Below are 18,454 nucleotides of genomic sequence, written 5' to 3' on the forward strand. Positions count from 1 at the left end.
GCGCTGCCTACCGTTCGGGATCGACCTCGTCCGGCGCGACCAGTCCGTCGAACGCCTCGGGGTGGGCGACACAGCCGGTGGGCGCGGGCTCCGATTCCGCGAGGTCGACGCCAGCCCCCGTGCCCACGCCAGCCCCCGTGTCCACAGCAGTCACCGTGTCCACAGCAGTCACCGTGTCGACGGCAGCCGCACGGTCGGCAGTGCCGGAGTCGGCAGTGTCGGGGTCGGCGTCGTCGGAATCGTCGGGGTCGGGGCCATCGGGGTCGGGGTCGTCGGGGTCGGGGTCGTCGGGGTCGAGGTTGTCGGTGATGTCGGCAGCGCCGGCCGGAGCCTCGCCGGCCACGCCATCTCCGGCACCCCGCGACGGATCGGCGACGTACCGCAGCAACGGCAGCAGGTCCTGTTCGACGGCCTCGCCCGCCACGGCCGTCGAACACTGCTCGACCTCGGCGCGCAGGCCCTCGGCGTCCACTCCGACGCCGATGAGCACGAGCCTGCTCGCCGGATCGCCGACCGGCGCCACCCGCTCCGCACGGACGTACGCCCCGACGGTGTGCACCTCGTAGGCGTCGCGATGGCCGCCCGCACCGACGGTCACGGTGCCTTTCATCCGGTACAGCCCGGCGGGCCGGGTCTCGAGGAATGCGGCGAACCGGCGCGGGTGCAGCGGTCCGGTCTCGACGGTCACGGTGTCGTAGACGGCATGCGCATGCGACGCGTGGTCGCCGGCCCGGTCGTGGTCGCAGTCGCCGTGGCCGTGCCCGTCGTCACCCGCGCCCGGCTCCTCGAAGCGCAGATCGTCGAACGTCAGCTGGCGCGGGCCGTCGTCCGGGGCGGCGTCGACGCGATCGAACAACAACTCCGGGTCGATCCGCCCGAACTCGGCGTGCAGCACCGGCGTCGCACCCGCCAGCTCACGGACCAGCTCCGCGACCCCGTCGGCGGCGCGGTCGACCTTGTTGAGCACGACGAGGTCCGCCATCGCCACCTGGCCGGCCAGCTCCGGATGCCGCTCGCGCATCGCGGGGAACTCGGCGGCGTCGACGAGCTCGACCAGGCCGCCGTACTCGAGATACGGGTCCTCGCTGGCCAGCACGAGCCGGACGAGGCTGCGCGGTTCGGCCAGCCCGCTCGCCTCCACGACGACGAGGTCCAGGTCGGCCGCCGGATCGGTGAGGGTCGACAGCATCCGATCCAGTCCGCTCGCGTCGACCGCGCAGCACAGGCACCCGTTCTCGAGCGAGACCGTCGAATCGACCTGCCCGGCCACGCTCAGCGCGTCGACGTTCACGCTGCCGAAATCGTTGACGACGACGCCGATGCGGGTGCCGCGTGTGCCCGCGAGCAGGTGGTTGAGCAGCGTCGTCTTACCCGCGCCGAGGAAACCGGCGAGAATCACGACCGGCACACGCCGGGACCTGCTGCGGCCTGCGGCGCCGGCCCGGGATCGGCTGCGCCGGTCCCGACTGCTCACAACCATGCGTCGGCCTCCTGGGAACACTCGGACGTCGGGACGGGTTGAGGTAGGCGGACAGACCGGCAAACCCACGGCTTGAGAGGGTACCGACGTGCCGCACTACGACATCGTCATCATCGGGACCGGCTCGGGGAACTCGATCCTCGACCAGCGCTTCGCCGACCGGAAGGTCGCCGTCGTCGAGAAGGGCGTGTTCGGCGGCACGTGCCTGAACGTCGGCTGCATCCCGACCAAGATGTTCGTCCACCCCGCGGACCTTGCGGCCACGCCGGCGTCGGCGGCGCGACTGGGGGTCGACGAGACGCTCGACGGGGTGCGCTGGCGCGACATCCGCGACCGCATCTTCGGGCGCATCGACTCCATCGCCGCAGGCGGTCGGGAGTACCGCATCGAACACGACGACAACGCGAACGTCACGGTCTACGAGGGCCAGGGCCGGTTCACGGGGCACAAGGAGCTGACCGTCGAGCTCGCGGGCGGGCCGGAGACGATCACCGCGGACCGGTTCGTCCTCGCCGCGGGTGGCCGGGCGGTCGCGCCCGACGTGCCCGGCCTGGCCGAGACGGGTTTCCACACGTCGGACACCGTGATGCGGATCGACGAGCTGCCGCGGCGCCTGGTGATCCTCGGCAGCGGGTTCGTCGCGGCCGAGTTCGCGCACGTGTTCTCGGCGTTCGGCGTCGACGTGACGCTCGTCGCCCGCTCCGGGGCGATGCTGCGCACGGAGGACGACGACGTCAGCCGGCGTTACACCGAACTCGCCGCGCAGCGGATCGACGTGCGCCTGAATCGCACCACGACGCAGGCCCGCCGCACGGAGACGGGAATCGCGCTGGACCTCGAGGGCCCGGGCGGCGCCGAGACCGTCGACGGCGACCTGTTGCTGGTCGCCACCGGCAGGCGGTCGAACGCGGACCTGTTGAGCGTCGAGGCGACCGGTGTCGCGGTGACGCGGTCGGGACACGTCGCGGTCGACGAGTACCAGCGCACAGCCGTCGACGGCATCTACGCGCTGGGCGATCTCAGTTCCCCCGCCGAGCTCAAGCACGTCGCCAACCACGAGGCGCGCGTGGTGCAGCACAACCTGCTGCACGAACTCGGCATCGAGGACTCGCCCGTGGCGGCCGACCACCGGTTCGTGCCGCACGCGGTGTTCGGCTCACCGCAGATCGCGTCGGTGGGGCTGACCGAGCGGGACGCGGTGGCCCAGGGCGTGGCGTACGTGACGGCGACGCAGGACTACGGCGGCATCGCCTACGGCTGGGCGATGGAGGACGAGTCGCACTTCGCGAAACTGCTCGCGGATCCGTCGACCGGGCGGTTGCTCGGTGCGCACGTCATCGGCCCGCAGGCGCCGACGCTGATCCAGCCGCTCATCCAGGCGATGAGCTTCGACCTCGATGCGCGCAGCATGGCCCGCGGCCAGTACTGGATCCACCCGGCCATGCCCGAGCTGATCGAGAACGCCCTGCTGAACCTGCCGCTCGACTGAACCTCCCGTCCCCCGGTTCATGCCTCCAAGGGCACCTTCGGGGCATGAACACAGCCACGCGTCAGCGTGCCCTCGAGGGGCGGTGGTCGGGCCGGCGGGCGGGAGCCACGAATCTTCCCACGATCATGCTTCGCGCGGGCCCGCACCACGTCTCGGGCAGGCGCCGCTACACGTACCGCTGTTTGCCCGCGTACCAGCCGAAGACGAGCTGGGTGGCCACGATGACGATCACCATCGTCAGTGGCACCGTCCAGCCGCCGGTGAGATCGTGCAGCACGCCGAAGGCGAACGGCCCGAGCGCGCCGAGCAGGTAGCCGATCCCCTGCGCCATGCCGGACAGCGACGCGGTGTCGGCACCGGTCCGTCCACGCAGCGTGATCGCGGTGATGGCCAGGGAGAACACCGCCATGCCGAGTCCGATGAGGACGGACCACACCAGCGGCGCGGCACCCGGCGCCAGCAGCAGGCCGGTCAGTCCCGTGAGGCCGAGCACGCCGAGCGCGACCGACCAGAACCCGAGGCCGCCGCGGGCGACGACCAGTGGCGGCACGAAGAAGCTGACGGGCAGGCCCAGCAGCGACACCAGCCCCATCAGCAGTCCTGCGCTGGTCCGGCCCACGCCGGCGTCGATGAGCACCTGCGGCATCCAGCCCATCATGATGTAGGCGAAGCACGCCTGCGTACCGAAGAAGCCGGTGACGATCCACGCGAGCCGGTTGCGCAGCAGCGACCGGTGGGGCTCGGCCGACTGCGCCGCGTGCGACGCGTTCAGGCCGCCACCGCGGGTCGCCGCGAACCACAGCATCAGCGCCGCCACAGCCAGGGCGGCCCAGCTGCCGAGCCCGCCCCGCCAGCCGCCGGTGGCCTCCGTCAGCGGCGGGGTGACGGCCGAGCCCAGCGCACCCCCGGTCTGCAGCGCCGCCGTGTAGATCCCCGTCATGAGGCCGACGCGGGCGGCGAAGGAGGTTCGGACCACGACGGGGATCAGCACGTTCGCCAGCGCGATACCCGCGCTGGCGACGAACGTCCCTGCCAGGACCACGGACGGGCCGTCGACCACGCGCAGCACCAGCCCGCCGGTGAGCACGGCCAGCGCCGTGGCGACGGCGGCGGACAGTCCGATCCGGCGTGCCAGCCACGGCGCCCCGAACCCGGCCAGCGCGAAACACAGCCCGGGCATCGTGGTCAGCGCGCCCGCCCACGTGCCGCTCGCGCCGAGTGTGCGCGTCACCTCGTCGAGGATGGCGCCCACGGAGGTCACCGACGGCCGGAGATTCATCGCCGCCAGCACCACCGCGACGGCGAGCAGGCCGACACCGGCGCCCGCCGCGCCACGCCACCGGGAGCGCCCCGGCTGCGCCGCGGCCGAGCCGGCCGCCACCGCTGCGTCCGCAACGTCGGGGTCGGCAGCGCGGGACTCCGCGGAAGAACTCACCATATCCTTCACGCTAACAAAAGGTAGGATGACCGGGCGAACCAACCTTTCGTCGCGTGATCGGCGTTCGGCAGAATGACCGGTCCGAAGGAGGTGCCGCCCGTGCCACTGTCCGCACCCCAGCGCTCCGGGCTGGTCGACCAGGTGATCGGCCAGCTCCGCGAGGCGATCCGCAGCGGCGAATGGCCTCTCGGCGAGCGCATCCCCACGGAAGCGGCACTGGCCGGCGACCTCGGCGTGGGGCGTAACACCGTGCGCGAGGCAATACGTGCGCTGGCGCACAGCGGCCTGCTCGAGGTCCGGCAGGGCGACGGGACGTACGTGCGTGCCACGAACGAGGTGTCCGGCGCGATCCGCAAGCTCGCGGGCACCGAACTGCGCGAAGTGCTCCAGGTACGCAAACCCCTCGAAGTCGAGGGTGCCCGCCTCGCCGCCACGGCACGCACCGACGACGATCTCGGCCGGCTCCGCGAGCTGCTCGACGGCCGCGACCGCGCGTGGGCCTACGGAGACATGGACGACTACGTCCGCATCGACGCCGCGTTCCACCAGGCAGCTGTCGAAGCGGCGCACAACTCCGTGCTCACCGAGCTGTACCGCGGACTGACCGAGGTCGTCGTCGCCAGCGTCGCAGCGATGACCCGACTCGGCCTCCCCCACCCCGAGGAGGCCGGCCACCGCGACCTGCTCGCCGCACTCGTCGCCCAGGACGCGGACCGCGCGGCCACCGAGGTGTGCGCGTTCTTCGCCGAACTCGACGCACACAGCGACATGGGCTGAGCGCACCGGCGGACGGCGCACCGACGAACCCCGGATCGCGATTCCCAGCCCGTGTTGCGCATTCCAGGGGCCGTGTTGCGGATTCCAGGGGCCGTGTTGCGGGTTCCAGGGGCCGTGTTGCGGATTCCAGGGGCCGTGTTGCGGATTCCAGGGGCCGTGTTGCGGATTCCAGGGGCCGTGTTGTGCATTCCAGGGGCCGTGTTGCGGACGCGGTGACGATCGCACCGTCAGCCGAGCCGGTACAGCCGCAGCGCGAGCTGGAGTTCGAGTGCACGCTCGGGCTGGTGCCAGTCCTCACCCAGGAGCGAGGACACGCGTTCGAGCCACTGGCCACGGTGTTGACGTGGACGTGCCCGCTGAAAGCGCCGCAGCAGTCAAGAGTCACATCGATGCTCTGGCGCGGAAACTCCGCGGAGAGGACCGCCATGGGCGCACGTTGGACCAGCTACGAGCCGACGTCGCCACCGACCTGCTCCTCGGCCGCAGCCCCGGAGTCACCACGCCGGAGACAGCAGCCGCGGTGCACCTGCACCTGCCCGTCGACACCGTCCTGACCATCACCGACGACGGGTGCGAACTCGACGGCTACGGACCCGTCCCCGGACCGATCGCCCGCGACATCATGACCAACCCGCACAGCACCTGGCGAGCCGTGCTCTGCGACCTCGGGACCGGCCGGCCCATCGATCTCGGGCGCACCCGGCGCCATCCCACTGCCCTCGTCCGGGACCTGGTCGCCGTGCGAGACCGCGAGTGCTGCGTCCCGTGGTGCCACCGCCCCGCCCGGCAGTGCGACTTCGACCACAACACCCCGTGGGCCGACGGTGGCGGCACGGCAACGGTCAACGGCAGCCCCACGTGCGACCACCATCACTCCCGCAAGGACGACCTCGCGTGGCGCATCGAGCACGACTCCGACACGGGCGTCACCACGGTGACCACGTCCAACGGGGCCGTGCACACCACCGCACCCGAACCGATCCACCACCCCACCCGGCGTCGTCCCGCACGGAGCGGTCCGGAACGACGGGCTCCGAGGGCCTTGATGAAACGACGGCACCCGCAACAGGGGCCGGAGCCGGTGGGAGCAGAGCCGGCAGCGACACAACCGCCGACCTTCGACGACAGAACCACCGGTCCGGACGGCAGTCAGGGCACGCAGTCAGGGCACGCAGTCAGGGCAGCGTGAGGATCTCTGCGCCGTCGGCGTTCACCACGAGAGTGTGCTCGAACTGAGCGGTCCACTTCTTGTCCTTGGTGGTGACCGTCCAGTCGTCGTCCCACACGTCGTAGTCGATCGTGCCGAGAGTGATCATCGGCTCGATCGTGAAGGTCATGCCTTCCTCGATGAGCGTCGTGACGTTCGGCTCCTCGTAGTGCAGCACGGTCGGCTCCGTGTGGAACGCCGGGCCGACACCGTGGCCGGTGAAGTCGCGGACCACGCCGTAGTCGAACCGCTTGGCATAGGCCTCGATGACCCGACCGATGATGTTCAGCTGCCTGCCCGGCTTGACGGCCTTGATCGCGCGCTTCAACGATTCCTCGGTGCGCTCCACCAGCAGACGCGCTTCGTCGTCGACGTCACCGGCCAGGAAGGTCGCGTTCGTGTCCCCGTGCACACCGCCGATGAACGCCGTGACGTCGATGTTGCAGATGTCGCCGTCCTCGATGACCGTCGAGTCCGGGATGCCGTGGCAGATGACCTCGTTCATCGACGTGCAGCACGACTTCGGAAAGCCCCGGTAGCCGAGCGTCGACGGGTACGCGCCGTGATCCATCAGGAACTCGTGCACGACCTTGTCGACCTCGTCGGTCGTGTTGCCGGGCTTGACGGCCTTGCCGCCCTCCTGCAGCGCCTGCGCCGCGACCTTGCTCGCCACCCGCATCGCCTCGATGGTCTCGGGGGTACGCACCGCGCCGCTGTCGTCCCGCTTCGGAGCGGGTTTGTCGACATATTCGGGGCGGGCGATCGACGACGGAACATCACGACGCGGCGTCTGAACGCCGGGCTTCAACGGAGCACGAACGGGCATACCCAAAAGTCTAGTCGCGCGGCAGCGCGGCATCGGGGGGTGGCGGCCGGGAGACGGGCGGGCCTAGTCGCGCGGCAGCGCGGCATCGGGGGGTGGCGGCCGGGAGACGGGCGGGCCCGGTCACCGCAATCCGGACAGGAAGTCGCGCGTGACGTCGACGGCGGGTTTCGACGAGCCGGCGCCGGTGAGCAGCGTCGCGAACGCCACGTCGTCGAGCGTCCCGTCGTCGCCGTAGCCGGCGAACCAGCCGTGCGAGTTGCTGCCGTCGCCGTACTGTGCGGTGCCGGTCTTGCCGAGCACGCCCGGCAGTTCCCGCAGTGCCCTCGCGGTGCCGTCGGTGACGACCTCACGCATCATCCGCCGCAGCGGTCGCAGCACGTCGCCGGACAGCGGCTCGCCGGTTTTGCTCGCCTTGGTGCGGTCGCCGCGGATGAGCCCGGGTGTGGGCATCTCGCCGGCGTCGACCGTCGCGGCGGCCAGCGCCATCCCGAACGGGCTGGCGAGGGTCGTGCCCTGGCCGATGCCGTTCTCGGCTCGCTGGACCCGGTCATCGGATTCCGGTACCGATCCGGTGACCGTCGTGATCCCGGGAACGACGAAGTCGGCGCCGATCCCCAGCGATCGCGCGGCGTTCGTGAGCGCATCGGCGGGCAGCCTCGCCGACAGCTGGGAGAACGTCGTGTTGCAGGATTCGGCGAACGCCGTGTGCAGCGGCACCCTGCCCAGGTCGAACCGGTCCTCGTTCGGGATGCGCCGGTGGCCGATCGTGGTCGTGGCCGGGCACGCCACGGTGGCGTCCGGCCGGGTCTCCCCGACGTCGAGCGCGGCGGCGGCCGTGGCCATCTTCAGCGTCGAACCCGGTGGATACCGGCCGGTCAGGGCGATCGCGCCCTGCTGGTCGGCCGCATCGTTCTGCGCGATCGCCAGCAGGTCACCGTTCGACGGGCGGACGGCGACGATCGCCGCGGGCCCGTCCACCTTCTGCAGTGCACGCTCGGCGGCCTGCTGGACCGGCAGGCTCAGGGCCGTACGCACGGCCGACGCCGGTTCGGCTTCCACCGCGTGCAGTTCGCGCACCTCGGCGCCCGCACTGTCGTTGACGACGACCCGCCAGCCGTCCTCACCTGCCACACGTTCGGACACGTGGTTCCGGATCATCGGCAGGATCTTGTCGCCGAGCCCCCGTTCGGCCGACAACAATCGCTTCCGGCTGGTGAACGTCACCCCCGGTAGCTCGTAGATCCGCGGCTTGACCGATTGGTAGTCCGCCGACCGCAGGCTGACGACGAGGTAGCCCTGCCCGTCCTCGGTGTCACGGACACCGTCGAGGATCGAGCGTGCGGTGATGCGGTCGTCGAACTGCGAGACCGCACCGGCCAGCGTGCCGGCGACCTCGTCCAGCCGGTCCCCCGCGGCCTTCCGGTCGAGCATGACGCCGATGACCGTGTCGGTCTTCAGCAGCGCGGCGCCGTCCCGGTCGAGCACGGGCGCCGGCGCGGGCGTGTCGGTGACGAGCGAGAGGCTCTGCTGCGCGCCCAGGTCCGGATGCACGACCGTCGGCGCGAAATGCACCTTCCACCCGTCGTCGGTCGAGCGCAGTTCTGCCTGCGCGTCGTAGCGCCAGGTGCGTCCGTCGCCGAGTGTCCAGGCGAGCGAGTAGCGGCCGTCGGCGCTCTCCCCTCCTGCGGTTTCGGTGACCTCACCCGGCTCCGCCGACAGTGACCCCGCGCCGAGCGCCTTCTGAGTTCCGCGCAGCGCCGCCCGGGCGGTGTCGGGCGCGTCGGTCAGCGCCGCCGCCTCGTCGAGCTCGTTCTCCTGCCACGTGGCGAGGAACTCGTCGAGGGCGGATTCGGCTCCGCTTCCGCCGAACACGCTGCAGCCGGAGACCGTCAGCACGGCCGCCAACGCGATGGCGGTACCCACACGTTTCGCCATGGGTCAGAACAGCACCGTCGCGAAGCTGCCGACCTGGCGGAATCCGATCCTGCGGTACGACGCGAGCGCCGGTGTGTTGAACGAGTTGACGTACAGACTCGCCACCCGTCCCATGTCCTTCACCAGGTGCTGCACGAGCGCGGCGGTGCCGGACGCGCCGAGACCTTCACCGCGGCGGTCCGGATGCACCCACACGCCCTGGATCTGGCCGATGTGCTGCGACAACGCGCCGATCTCGGCCTTGAACACGACCTCGCCGTCCTCGAACCGTGCGAAGGCACGTCCGCTCGCGATCAGCTCCGCCACCCGGGCCCGGTATCCCGCACCGCCGTCGCCTGCGCGCGGGTCGATGCCGACCTCTTCGGTGAACATCGCGATCGCCGCGGGCAGATAGCGCTCGAGTTCGTCCGGTCGCACGGGTCGGACGAACCGGTCGGGCAGTACGTCGGGGCTGCGTTCGAGCGCCAGGAGCGGCTGTTCGGCGCGGATCTCGCGGGCGGGTCCCCAGTCCACGGCCAGTTCGTCCCACAGGCCCAGCACCTGCTCGGACGGCCCGACCACCGAGGAACACCTCCGCGACCGGCGCAGCGCCCGGTCGGCGAACGACCGGATCGCGGCACCGCCACCGCAGAGCGGGATCATGTTCGGCCCGGCGAAGCACAACCCGTCGAGCGCGCCGTTCACCTCGCGCCCGTCGGTACCCCACAACTCACCGCCGAGGCGCCACGGGTCCACCCCCGCGATCTCGACGCGCGCGGACACCATGCAGCTCGCCACCGGGTTCGCACCGAGCACGGCCCGGACGGCCGGATAGTCCCTGTCATCGAGCAGCCGCGCGCCAGCAACCCGCAACACGTCGTCCAGCCTGCCAGAAATCGGCTCGCAGCGGGGAACGACCACCCCGGTCGGTGTACCCGCGACGGGCCGATCGGCGGCGATGTCAGGTGCCCGGGTAGGTGCCGAACACCCAGACGGTGCCCTCGGGGTCGGCGATCGCGACGTTGCGGGAGCCGTAGTCGGTGTCGTGCGGTTCCTGTGCGACGACGGCGCCCGCGGCGAGCGCGCGCTCGTACACGGCGTCGGGGTCGGTCGTCACGACGTAGATCCACTGCGGAGCCTGCTGGGCTGCTCCGGCTCCGTCGTGCGCTTCGGGCCTGCGGGAGCCGATCATAACGCCGCCTCCCTCGGGCCAGCGCAATTCGCCGTGCACGACCCGGTCGCGGTCATCCCCGTCCGGCACGATCAGGGCCTCGGTGAAGCCGAGCACGCCGGTCAGGAACCGGCGGGCCGGGGTGATGTCGTCGTAGAGCACGCCGGGCCACACGCCGGGCCGCGCCACGGCGTCGTCGGAGGTGGTCCGGCCGGAGAGTTCCGTGGCCGGGCCGGTGCCGGCGCCGGTCGCCGCATCCACTGTGCCCGTGGTGTCCGCTGGATCCGGTGCAGCCGCTGTGTGCGCTGTGTGCGTGGTGTCTGTTGTCTCCGTCATGGCTCCGAGTCTGGGTCCGGAACCGGGAGCGGGTCTTGGAGAAACGGGCGCTCCTCGGCGAGCCACGTCGTGGGCACACAGCCGGCGAGCGCCCGCCACTCCCCCGTCAGGTGCGGTTGGTCGGAGAAGCCGCACAGCGCCGCTGTCTCGGCGAGGCCGCGGCCCGCCTTCAGCAGCCCCGCGGCACGTTCGAACCGGACGACGCGGGCTGCCTGTTTGGGCGTCAACCCGATCTCACGGCGGAACCGTTCGCCGAAACGGCGTCTGCTCCACCCGGTTTCGCGGGCCAGGTCCGCCACCCGGACGGTGCCGCCGGAGCGGCGGATCAGGCGCCACGCCCACTCGACGTCCGACGCAGCCGCCCCGGCCGCGTCGACCGCATCGGAGTCGCCGGCTGTGCGGGCGCTCAGCACGTCGTCGAGGATCGCGAACCGGTGCGCCCAGTCCGGCGCCTCCGCCAGCCGCTCCGGCAACCGGGCGAGGTCGCGGCCGAACTCGGTCAGGTCGACGACGTGACCGGTGAGTTCGGCGGCGGGCACGCCCAGCACCGCGGCCGCCCCTGCGGGTTCGAGCGCCACCTCCAGCCCGAACTCCGTGCCGCCGCGCGCGATGAGCACCGGCGCCGTGTGCAACCCGCCGAGCAGCGCCCGGAACTCGCCGGGTGCCTGGTCGCCGCGCGGCATGCCCACGATGCGGACCGGCTCGCCCAGGCTGATGTTGAGCGTCAGATGTCCGCTCGGCAGGCCGCGATGGACGGACTGCGGCCCGGCCGCCGCGGCCGCTGCCCCGGCGGACCGGTACCCGACGTACCGCGCCACCCACGGCCGAAGCCGTGGCTGCGGTCGCGCGGCGGCCCATCCGTCTCCCACAAGCATCGATCCTGGCAGAAGCGGCGGCCCGCGGCCATCGGCCTGCCGCGGGGGTCAGCCCACCGTGACGACCGGCTCCCCAGCGGCGTCGACGTCGCCGTTCTCCTCGGCGATGCGCATGGCCTCCTCGATGAGGGTCTCGACGATCTGCGCCTCCGGCACGGTCTTGATGACCTCGCCCTTGACGAAGATCTGCCCCTTGCCGTTGCCGGACGCGACGCCCAGGTCGGCCTCCCGCGCCTCGCCGGGGCCGTTGACGACACACCCCATGACGGCCACGCGCAGCGGCACCTCCATGCCTTCGAGCCCGGCGGTGACCTCGTCGGCGAGCTTGTAGACGTCGACCTGCGCGCGGCCGCACGACGGGCACGAGACGATCTCGAGTTTGCGCGGGCGCAGGTTGAGCGACTGCAGGATCTGCGTGCCGACCTTGATCTCTTCCACCGGCGGTGCCGACAGCGAGACGCGGATCGTGTCGCCGATGCCCTGCCGCAGCAGCGCACCGAACGCCACGGCAGACTTGACCGTGCCCTGGAACGCGGGCCCGGCCTCGGTGACGCCGAGGTGCAGCGGGTAGTCGCACTGCTCGGCGAGGAGCTCGTAGGCGCGCACCATCACGACCGGATCGTTGTGCTTGACCGAGATCTTGAGGTCGTGGAAGTCGTGTTCGGCGAACAGCGACGCCTCCCACAGCGCCGACTCGGCGAGTGCCTCCGGCGTGGCCTTGCCGTGCTTTTCCAGCAGCCGCTTGTCCAGCGAGCCGGCGTTGACACCGATACGGATCGGCGTGCCGTGGTCCTTCGCGGCCTGTGCGATCTCGGCGACCTGGTCGTCGAACTTGCGGATGTTGCCCGGATTCACCCGCACGCCCGCGCAGCCGGCCTCGATCGCGGCGAAGACGTACTTGGGCTGGAAGTGGATGTCGGCGATCACCGGGATCTTCGACTTCTGCGCGATCGCGGGCAGCGCCTGGGCGTCGTCGGCGGTCGGGCAGGCCACCCGCACGATGTCGCAGCCCGAGGCGGTGAGTTCGGCGATCTGCTGCAGCGTCGAGTTGATGTCCGCGGTGCTGGTCGTGGTCATCGACTGCACCGAGACCGGGTGCTCACTGCCGACCCCGACGGGTCCGACCTGCAATTGCCGGGTCTGACGCCGTTCGGCCAGTACGGGGGGCGGAGTGCCGGGCAGACCAAGGTCGACGGTCATCGAATCCTCTGCAAAGTCGGCGAACGCGTTCGCTTCCACGATACCCGCGCCCGCACTCACCCCGTCCGGCCGAGGGCCGGTGCGCACACCGGCCACCCTCGGCGGAGCCGTGCGCACACCGGCCGTCGTCGTCGGGACCGTCTATTCGGTGATGCGGATCGGGTTGACGACGTCGGCGGTGATGGTGAGCAGCACGAACGCGCCACCGACGACGATGATGACCATCGTCACGGCGTTGAGCTTCGTGTAGTCCACCGGTCCCGCCGCCGCCTTGCCGCGCAGTTTGCGCAGCCAGTCGCGGACACGCTCGTACCAGGTCACCGCGATGTGCCCGCCGTCGAGCGGCAACAACGGCAGCAGGTTGAAGATGCCGACGAAGAAGTTGAGGCTGGCCAGCAGGAAGAAGAACAGCTCCCACAGGCCCTCCTGCGCGGCCTCACCGCCGATACGGCTGGCCCCGACGACGCTGATCGGGGTGTTCGGGTCGCGTTCCTCACCGAAGATCGCCTCGACGACGGCGGGCACCCGCTCGGGCAGCTCCAGCAGCCGATGCCACGTCTCGACCACGAGATCGCCGGTGAACGCGGCCGTGCCGCCGACCGCACCCGCGGCGCCGTACTCCCAGCGGCTGGTGAACGTCACGCCGATCGAGCCGATGTCGACGAGCTTCGTGGCCTCGGGATCCTCCGGGTCGGAGACCGGCCGTGTGACCTTCTCCACGTCGACGGTCAGCGGGACGACCTCGCCGCCGCGCTCGACACGGAAGTCGGTCGGGCCGGACAGGTTCTGCACCTCGGCCACGACGTCGTTGTAGGTGGGGGTCTCCTGCCCGTTCACCGAGACGATCACGTCGCCCTGCCGGATACCGCCGTCCCGCGCAGGTGCCGGCGCACCCGGCTCGCAGTCCGGGTTCGTGTACTGCTGATTGGTGCGGGCGTCCTGGACGCACCGCGAGACCTGTGAAATCTCCGGAGTGCCGAACAGGTTCGGCAGGCCCATCGTGACCGCGAGCAGGTACAGCACGATGAAGCCCAGGACGAAGTGGGTGAACGAGCCCGCCGCCATCACGACGGTGCGCTTCCACGTCTTGAACCGGTACATCGCACGCGGGCGCTCGTCGTCGGTGACCTCGTCCAGCGCGGTCATGCCCGCGATGTCGCAGAAGCCGCCGAAGGGAAGCCACTTCAGGCCGTACTCGGTCTCGCCGCGGCGGAACGAGAACACCGTCGGGCCGAAGCCGACGAAGTACCGCCGCACCTTCATCCCGAACGACTTGGCGGCGATCATGTGGCCGGCCTCGTGCAACGCCACCGAGATGCAGATGCCGAGCGCGAAGAGCACGACCCCCAGGATGTAGACGAGCACCCGCTACTTTCCTCCGTTACCGATCATCGATCCCCCGACCTCGCGAGCGCGCGAACGCGCCCACTCCTCTGCGGCGAAGACGTCGTCGACGCCCGCGGGTTCGCGGCGCCATTCGTCGGCTGCGGCAACCACCGCACCCACAGTGTCCACGATGGACGTGAAACCGGCGTTTCCGGCCAGGAAGGCTCCCACCAGCTCCTCGTTCGCCGCGTTGAACACGGCGGGCAGGCACCCGCCCGCCGCGCCGGCCTCGCGGGCCAGCTCCACCGCGGGGAACGCCTCGTCGTCCAGCGGCTCGAACGTCCACTGCGCGGCGGTGTCCCACCGGCAGGGGCTGGCCGCGCCGGGCACGCGATCCGGCCAGTGCAGCGCCAGCGCGATGGGCAGGCGCATGTCGGGCGGGCTGGCCTGGGCGATCGTCGAGCCGTCGGTGAACGTGACCATCGAGTGCACGATCGACTGCGGATGCACCGTCACGTCGATGCGCTCGCACGGGATGTCGAACAGCAGGTGCGCCTCGATCAGTTCGAGCCCCTTGTTGACGAGGGTCGCCGAGTTGATCGTGACGAGCGGGCCCATCGCCCACGTGGGATGGGCCATGGCGTCGTCGACCGTGACGTCGGCCATCTCCGCCCGGCTGCGCCCGCGGAACGGGCCGCCGGACGCGGTGAGCACGAGCCGGTCGACCTCCTCGGTCCGGCCGCCGCGCAGGGCCTGGGCGAGCGCGGAGTGCTCCGAGTCGACGGGAACGATCTGCCCCGGGGCCGCGGCGCCGAGCACGAGCGGGCCGCCCGCGATCAGCGACTCCTTGTTGGCCAACGCCAGCGAGGCGCCCGTCTCGACGGCGGCCAGGGTGGGCCGCAGTCCCTGCGACCCGGGCAGACCGTTGAGCACGACGTCGGCCCGTTCGGCGTCGATGAGGTCGAGCACGGCCTCGGCGCCCGCGAAGATCCGCGGCAGCGCGAACTCGCCCCGGGCGTAGCCGCGCCGCTGCGCCTCGGCGTACAGCGCGAGCTGCAGGTCCTCGACCGCGGTGGCCCGCGTGATCGCCACGGAGCCGACGCCGTGTTCGAGGGCCTGCGTGGCCAGCGCCCTCGGATCGGAGCCGCCCGCAGCGATACCCGCGACCCGGAACAGCTGCGGATGACGGGCGGCGATGTCGAGCGCCTGGGTGCCGATGGACCCGGTGGAACCGAGAACGAGGACGCTGCGTGGGTAGGTCACGTGGCCATTGTCTCGGACTCCTGACAGCGACCCGACGGCAGGCATGTGGGATCATCGCCTGCGAGCAGGAGTCCGAGCGCAGGAGGAGTGAACGTGGCTGGCAACGCGGTCGAGAAGCGCACCGGCACCGAGGTGAGTTACTCGAACGGGGTCGACCCCCACGACGAGCCGTCCGCCGAGTGGGGCTGGCACGGCGGGTTCCCCAAGGCCACGCAGGGCGCCGGCTGGTTCACCGTGTTCGCACTGCTGGTCATGCTGATCGGCAATCACGAGAGCAACACCGAGAACATCTGGCTCGTCGGCACGGCCATCGCCATCGCCTGCGGCCTGGTGTACGACCTCAAGCGCCGCCGCACCGCCTGGCGCCAGAACTGACCCGCTGCTCGAGTCCCGTGACGCCGGGCCCGGCGCGCTGACCCACCGGCCTGCGGCCGCGTCGCGCCGGGCCGCGGGCGACCGGTCCGACGATCAGCAACGATTCACCGCCCTGGCTCAGCGGTTCGACGAGGCCCGCAGGGACGATCCCGAGTTCGCCGAACAACTGCAGACCGCATGGCAGCAACTGAACACGCAGAATGTCGACGACGCCGCGTTCGCCCATCAGTTCTGCCGGGAACGTCGAGAAGAACGTGCAGATCGGTACCGTCCACGGCGACGTCGATCTGTGACAGCGACGGGAGTGAAAGCTCGCCAGGGCGATCCGCCGCGAATCGGACGTCCACCGTGCGAACTCGTGGTTGGTGTAGTGCGGCAGCGTGGTTGGTGTAGTGCGGCAGCGTGGTTGGTGTAGTGCGGCAGCGGCGGGCCGAGCCGGCACGGCGGCGGCACTGCCGGAGCCGACGTGTCGGCGTGCAGGTGGACACCGCCCTGCACGTGGTCGATCTGTACGAGCTTCCCGACCCCACCCTCGAACGTGTTCGTGAAGCCGCTCATGACACCCCCATCGTCGCCTGCGCGTCTCACGCAGGGACGAGGTTGGCGCACGCATCACGCTGCGCGCACGGTCGACGGCGAAGCGCACGCGACCGTGCGCTCGTCGGGGACCTGCTCGCGGGTCAGCTCTCCGCGGCCAGCTGGCCGCACGCGGCCGCGATCTCCTGACCACGGGTGTCACGCACGGTGCAGGCGACGCCGCCGTCGTTGACGCGGCGGACGAACTCGCGCTCCACGTCCTTCGGCGAGGCGTCCCACTTCGAACCCGGCGTGGGATTCAGCGGGATCACGTTGACGTGCACCAGGTGGCCGAGGTGCTGGCGCAGGCGCTTGGCCAGCAGGTCCGCGCGCCACGGCTGGTCGTTCATGTCCCGGATCAGCGCGTACTCGATCGACACCCGCCTGCCGGAGGTGTCGGCGTAGTAGCGCGCCGCCTCCAGGACCTCGTCGATCGCCCAGCGGTTGTTCACCGGCACGAGCGTGTCGCGCAGCTCGTCGTCCGGCGTGTGCAGCGACACGGCCAGCCGCACCTGCATCCGCTCGTCCGCGAGCTTGCGGATCGCGGGAGCCAGACCGACCGTCGACACGGTCACCGAACGCTGCCCGATCCCCAGCCCCGACGGTGCGGGTTCGGTGATCCGGCGCACCGCGGCGACGACGCGCTTGTAGTTGGCGAGCGGCTCCCCCATGCCCATGAACACGATGTTCGACAGCCGGCCTTCCCCGCCCGGCATCGCACCGTCCCGCATCACCGCGGCGGCCGACCGCACCTGGTCGACGATCTCCGCGGTCGACAGGTTGCGGTCGAGCCCGCCCTGTCCGGTGGCACAGAACGGGCACGCCATGCCGCAGCCCGCCTGGCTGGAGATACACAGCGTCGCCCGGCCCGGGTACCGCATGAGCACGCTCTCCAGCGTGGTGCCGTCGTGCGCCCGCCACAGCGTCTTGCGGGTCTCACCGTCGTCGCAGTCGAGCGCACGCACCTCGGTGAGCAGTGACGGCATCAGATCGTCGATCAGCTTCTGCCGCGAAGCCACCGGGATGTCGGTCATGTCCTCGGGGTCGACGGTCAGCCGCGAGAAGTAGTGGTTCGACAGCTGCTTGGCGCGGAACGGCTTCTCACCGAGCTCGGTCACGGCCTCCGCACGCTCGTCGGGCGTGAGGTCGGCGAGATGCCGCGCGGGCAGGCCGCGACGGGGCGCGTCGAAAACGAGGGGAAGCGCAGTCATAGCGCTCTCCATGCTCCCACATGTCGACATGTGCTCGCCCGGCCGCACCGGTCAACCGCGTGCCAGCAATCGTCGCAGCGCCCCGGCCCCGCGCGCCCCGGCCCCAGGCACTCCGGCACCACGCGCGCCGACGCCGCTCGCGGTGACCAGTCCCGCCGGCTTGTGCCGTACCAGTATCCGATAGCCCACCGGTAGCTCCACCGGGCCGTCACCGGTGTCCTCGCCCAGCGTCTCGGCCGCGGCCCGCGCCGCGACCCGCGGGCTGAACTCGATCCCCAGCACCGCACGCACGGCCGCCGCGCCGGGAAAGACCCAGCGCGTCTCCACGCGCGTGCACGCGAACCCTGCCCGGGCGAAGAACGCGTCCACCGCGGCGGAGTCGTAATGCGGCAGGTCGGCGAGCATCCATGCGCCGTACGGCGCATGCCGCGTGTCCAGGTCGACGATCACCAACGTGCCGCCGGGCCGCAGCACACGATCGACCTCTCGCAGCCCCGGTTCGCAGCCCGGGCCGAAGAAGTACGCCGTGCGCGCGTGCACCACATCCACCGACGCGTCCCCCACCGGGATGCGCTGTGCGCGTCCGCGCCGCACCGTCGCGTTCGTGAGCTCGCCGATCCGTTCCTCTGCCCTGCGCACCAGCGGCGCATACGGCTCGATGCCCAGCACCGACCGGGCTTCGGTGGCCATCCGGGGCAGATGGAACCCGTCCCCGCAACCGAGGTCGACGACGTCCCTGCCCGCCCACGGAGCCAGCTCGTGCAGCTGCCCCCAGACGGCCCCGTCCGCATCCTGCACCCGGTTCTCGAGCTCGTAGGTGCCGGCGTGGTACCAGATGTTGGGGCTGGGATAGACCGCGGTGGCGCGCCCGAACCGGTTCACGCACACAGCGTATCGACGTCGCTCCCCCAGGCGTAAGATCATCTACGTTTCTGCTCGGCGGGGTTCCGCTCGGGAAGTTGCGTTTCGACGACGACGGCGGCGAAAGGT

The 18,454-nt window shown here is 71.1% G+C and carries 16 protein-coding genes and 1 pseudogene; 4 read left to right on the forward strand and 13 right to left on the reverse strand.

Translation table 11 applies throughout. The features are described from left to right. Window positions 1-7: 7 nt before the first annotated feature. The gene (locus tag LY41_RS04105; RefSeq protein ID WP_308292199.1) at window positions 8-1,408 is read right to left on the reverse strand and encodes a CobW family GTP-binding protein; all 1,401 of its coding nucleotides are present in this window, start codon (window positions 1,406-1,408) and stop codon (window positions 8-10) included. Window positions 1,409-1,568: 160 nt separating this feature from the next. Between LY41_RS04105 and LY41_RS04110 the strand changes: the two genes are divergently transcribed. Beyond that, window positions 1,569-2,969 carry a mycothione reductase gene (locus tag LY41_RS04110; protein ID WP_253862455.1) on the forward strand — a complete coding sequence of 467 codons (1,401 nt, stop codon included), beginning with the start codon at window positions 1,569-1,571 and terminating at the stop codon, window positions 2,967-2,969. 166 nt (window positions 2,970-3,135) lie between these two features. Here the strand turns inward: LY41_RS04110 and LY41_RS04115 are convergent, their stop codons facing one another. Beyond that, window positions 3,136-4,407: an MFS transporter gene (locus tag LY41_RS04115; RefSeq protein WP_372493077.1), complete on the reverse strand. Its 1,272-nt coding sequence runs from the start codon at window positions 4,405-4,407 to the stop codon at window positions 3,136-3,138. A gap of 99 nt (window positions 4,408-4,506) precedes the next feature. On the opposite strand from LY41_RS04115, the gene LY41_RS04120 reads away from it, so the two are divergent. Further along, on the forward strand, window positions 4,507-5,184 hold the full coding sequence (locus LY41_RS04120) for a FadR/GntR family transcriptional regulator (protein ID WP_253862456.1): 678 nt from the start codon (window positions 4,507-4,509) through the stop codon (window positions 5,182-5,184). Window positions 5,185-5,411: 227 nt separating this feature from the next. Here the strand turns inward: LY41_RS04120 and LY41_RS04125 are convergent. Further along, a pseudogene (locus LY41_RS04125) lies at window positions 5,412-5,536 on the reverse strand (helix-turn-helix domain-containing protein); the annotation flags it as partial. Between LY41_RS04125 and LY41_RS04130 the strand changes: the two are divergent. Then, window positions 5,528-6,373 (forward strand): HNH endonuclease, encoded by an 846-nt coding sequence (locus LY41_RS04130; RefSeq protein WP_253862922.1) that lies wholly within the window; start codon window positions 5,528-5,530, stop codon window positions 6,371-6,373. The pseudogene LY41_RS04125 and the gene LY41_RS04130 sit on opposite strands and share 9 nt — an antisense overlap. Here LY41_RS04130 and map read toward each other — a convergent pair. From map to dxr, 8 genes are all read right to left on the reverse strand, one after another. Next, window positions 6,360-7,217: a type I methionyl aminopeptidase gene (gene map, locus LY41_RS04135; protein ID WP_253862457.1), complete on the reverse strand. Its 858-nt coding sequence runs from the start codon at window positions 7,215-7,217 to the stop codon at window positions 6,360-6,362. The genes LY41_RS04130 and map overlap by 14 nt on opposite strands. A 120-nt stretch (window positions 7,218-7,337) precedes the next feature. Then, window positions 7,338-9,152, reverse strand: coding sequence for a penicillin-binding transpeptidase domain-containing protein (locus LY41_RS04140; RefSeq protein WP_253862458.1), 1,815 nt, complete (start codon window positions 9,150-9,152; stop codon window positions 7,338-7,340). Window positions 9,153-9,155: 3 nt separating this feature from the next. Then, a complete protein-coding gene (locus tag LY41_RS04145; RefSeq protein WP_253862459.1) occupies window positions 9,156-10,007 on the reverse strand; it encodes a GNAT family N-acetyltransferase in 852 nt (283 codons plus the stop codon). An 85-nt stretch (window positions 10,008-10,092) separates the two neighbouring features. Beyond that, the gene (locus LY41_RS04150; protein WP_253862460.1) at window positions 10,093-10,638 is read right to left on the reverse strand and encodes a VOC family protein; all 546 of its coding nucleotides are present in this window, start codon (window positions 10,636-10,638) and stop codon (window positions 10,093-10,095) included. Next, the gene (locus LY41_RS04155; protein WP_253862461.1) at window positions 10,635-11,513 is read right to left on the reverse strand and encodes a helix-turn-helix domain-containing protein; all 879 of its coding nucleotides are present in this window, start codon (window positions 11,511-11,513) and stop codon (window positions 10,635-10,637) included. Before LY41_RS04155 ends, LY41_RS04150 begins: the two co-directional genes overlap by 4 nt. 48 nt (window positions 11,514-11,561) lie before the next feature. Continuing rightward, entirely contained in the window at window positions 11,562-12,713 is a 1,152-nt protein-coding gene (gene ispG / locus LY41_RS04160) for a flavodoxin-dependent (E)-4-hydroxy-3-methylbut-2-enyl-diphosphate synthase (protein WP_253862889.1), read from the reverse strand. Window positions 12,714-12,854: 141 nt separating this feature from the next. Then, window positions 12,855-14,078: a M50 family metallopeptidase gene (locus LY41_RS04165; RefSeq protein ID WP_253862462.1), complete on the reverse strand. Its 1,224-nt coding sequence runs from the start codon at window positions 14,076-14,078 to the stop codon at window positions 12,855-12,857. Window positions 14,079-14,081: 3 nt separating this feature from the next. Further along, complete coding sequence (gene dxr, locus LY41_RS04170; RefSeq protein WP_253862463.1) at window positions 14,082-15,302, reverse strand: 1-deoxy-D-xylulose-5-phosphate reductoisomerase; 1,221 nt, start codon at window positions 15,300-15,302, stop codon at window positions 14,082-14,084. Window positions 15,303-15,395: 93 nt separating this feature from the next. Between dxr and LY41_RS04175 the strand changes: the two genes are divergently transcribed. Continuing rightward, the gene (locus tag LY41_RS04175; RefSeq protein WP_253862464.1) at window positions 15,396-15,677 is read left to right on the forward strand and encodes a DUF2631 domain-containing protein; all 282 of its coding nucleotides are present in this window, start codon (window positions 15,396-15,398) and stop codon (window positions 15,675-15,677) included. A gap of 680 nt (window positions 15,678-16,357) precedes the next feature. On the opposite strand, the gene rlmN is transcribed toward LY41_RS04175, so the two are convergent. Continuing rightward, window positions 16,358-17,464, reverse strand: a complete 1,107-nt coding sequence (gene rlmN, locus LY41_RS04180) for a dual-specificity RNA methyltransferase RlmN (protein ID WP_253862465.1) — start codon at window positions 17,462-17,464, stop codon at window positions 16,358-16,360. A 51-nt stretch (window positions 17,465-17,515) separates the two neighbouring features. Next, window positions 17,516-18,346: a class I SAM-dependent methyltransferase gene (locus LY41_RS04185; RefSeq protein WP_253862466.1), complete on the reverse strand. Its 831-nt coding sequence runs from the start codon at window positions 18,344-18,346 to the stop codon at window positions 17,516-17,518. Window positions 18,347-18,454: the final 108 nt, after the last annotated feature.

This window comes from Prauserella halophila (assembly GCF_024171895.1).
In the GTDB taxonomy this organism is placed as follows: Bacteria; Actinomycetota; Actinomycetes; order Mycobacteriales; family Pseudonocardiaceae; genus Prauserella; species Prauserella halophila.

Bases quoted from the DNA above. Each gene is read 5' to 3' on its own strand.
- LY41_RS04115 (WP_372493077.1), bottom strand. From the start codon at position 4,407: ATGGTGAGTTCTTCCGCGGAGTCCCGCGCTGCCGACCCCGACGTTGCG.
- map (WP_253862457.1), bottom strand. From the start codon at position 7,217: ATGCCCGTTCGTGCTCCGTTGAAGCCCGGCGTTCAGACGCCGCGTCGT.
- LY41_RS04140 (WP_253862458.1), bottom strand. From the start codon at position 9,152: ATGGCGAAACGTGTGGGTACCGCCATCGCGTTGGCGGCCGTGCTGACG.
- LY41_RS04150 (WP_253862460.1), bottom strand. From the start codon at position 10,638: ATGACGGAGACAACAGACACCACGCACACAGCGCACACAGCGGCTGCA.
- LY41_RS04155 (WP_253862461.1), bottom strand. From the start codon at position 11,513: ATGCTTGTGGGAGACGGATGGGCCGCCGCGCGACCGCAGCCACGGCTT.
- ispG (WP_253862889.1), bottom strand. From the start codon at position 12,713: ATGACCGTCGACCTTGGTCTGCCCGGCACTCCGCCCCCCGTACTGGCC.
- rlmN (WP_253862465.1), bottom strand. From the start codon at position 17,464: ATGACTGCGCTTCCCCTCGTTTTCGACGCGCCCCGTCGCGGCCTGCCC.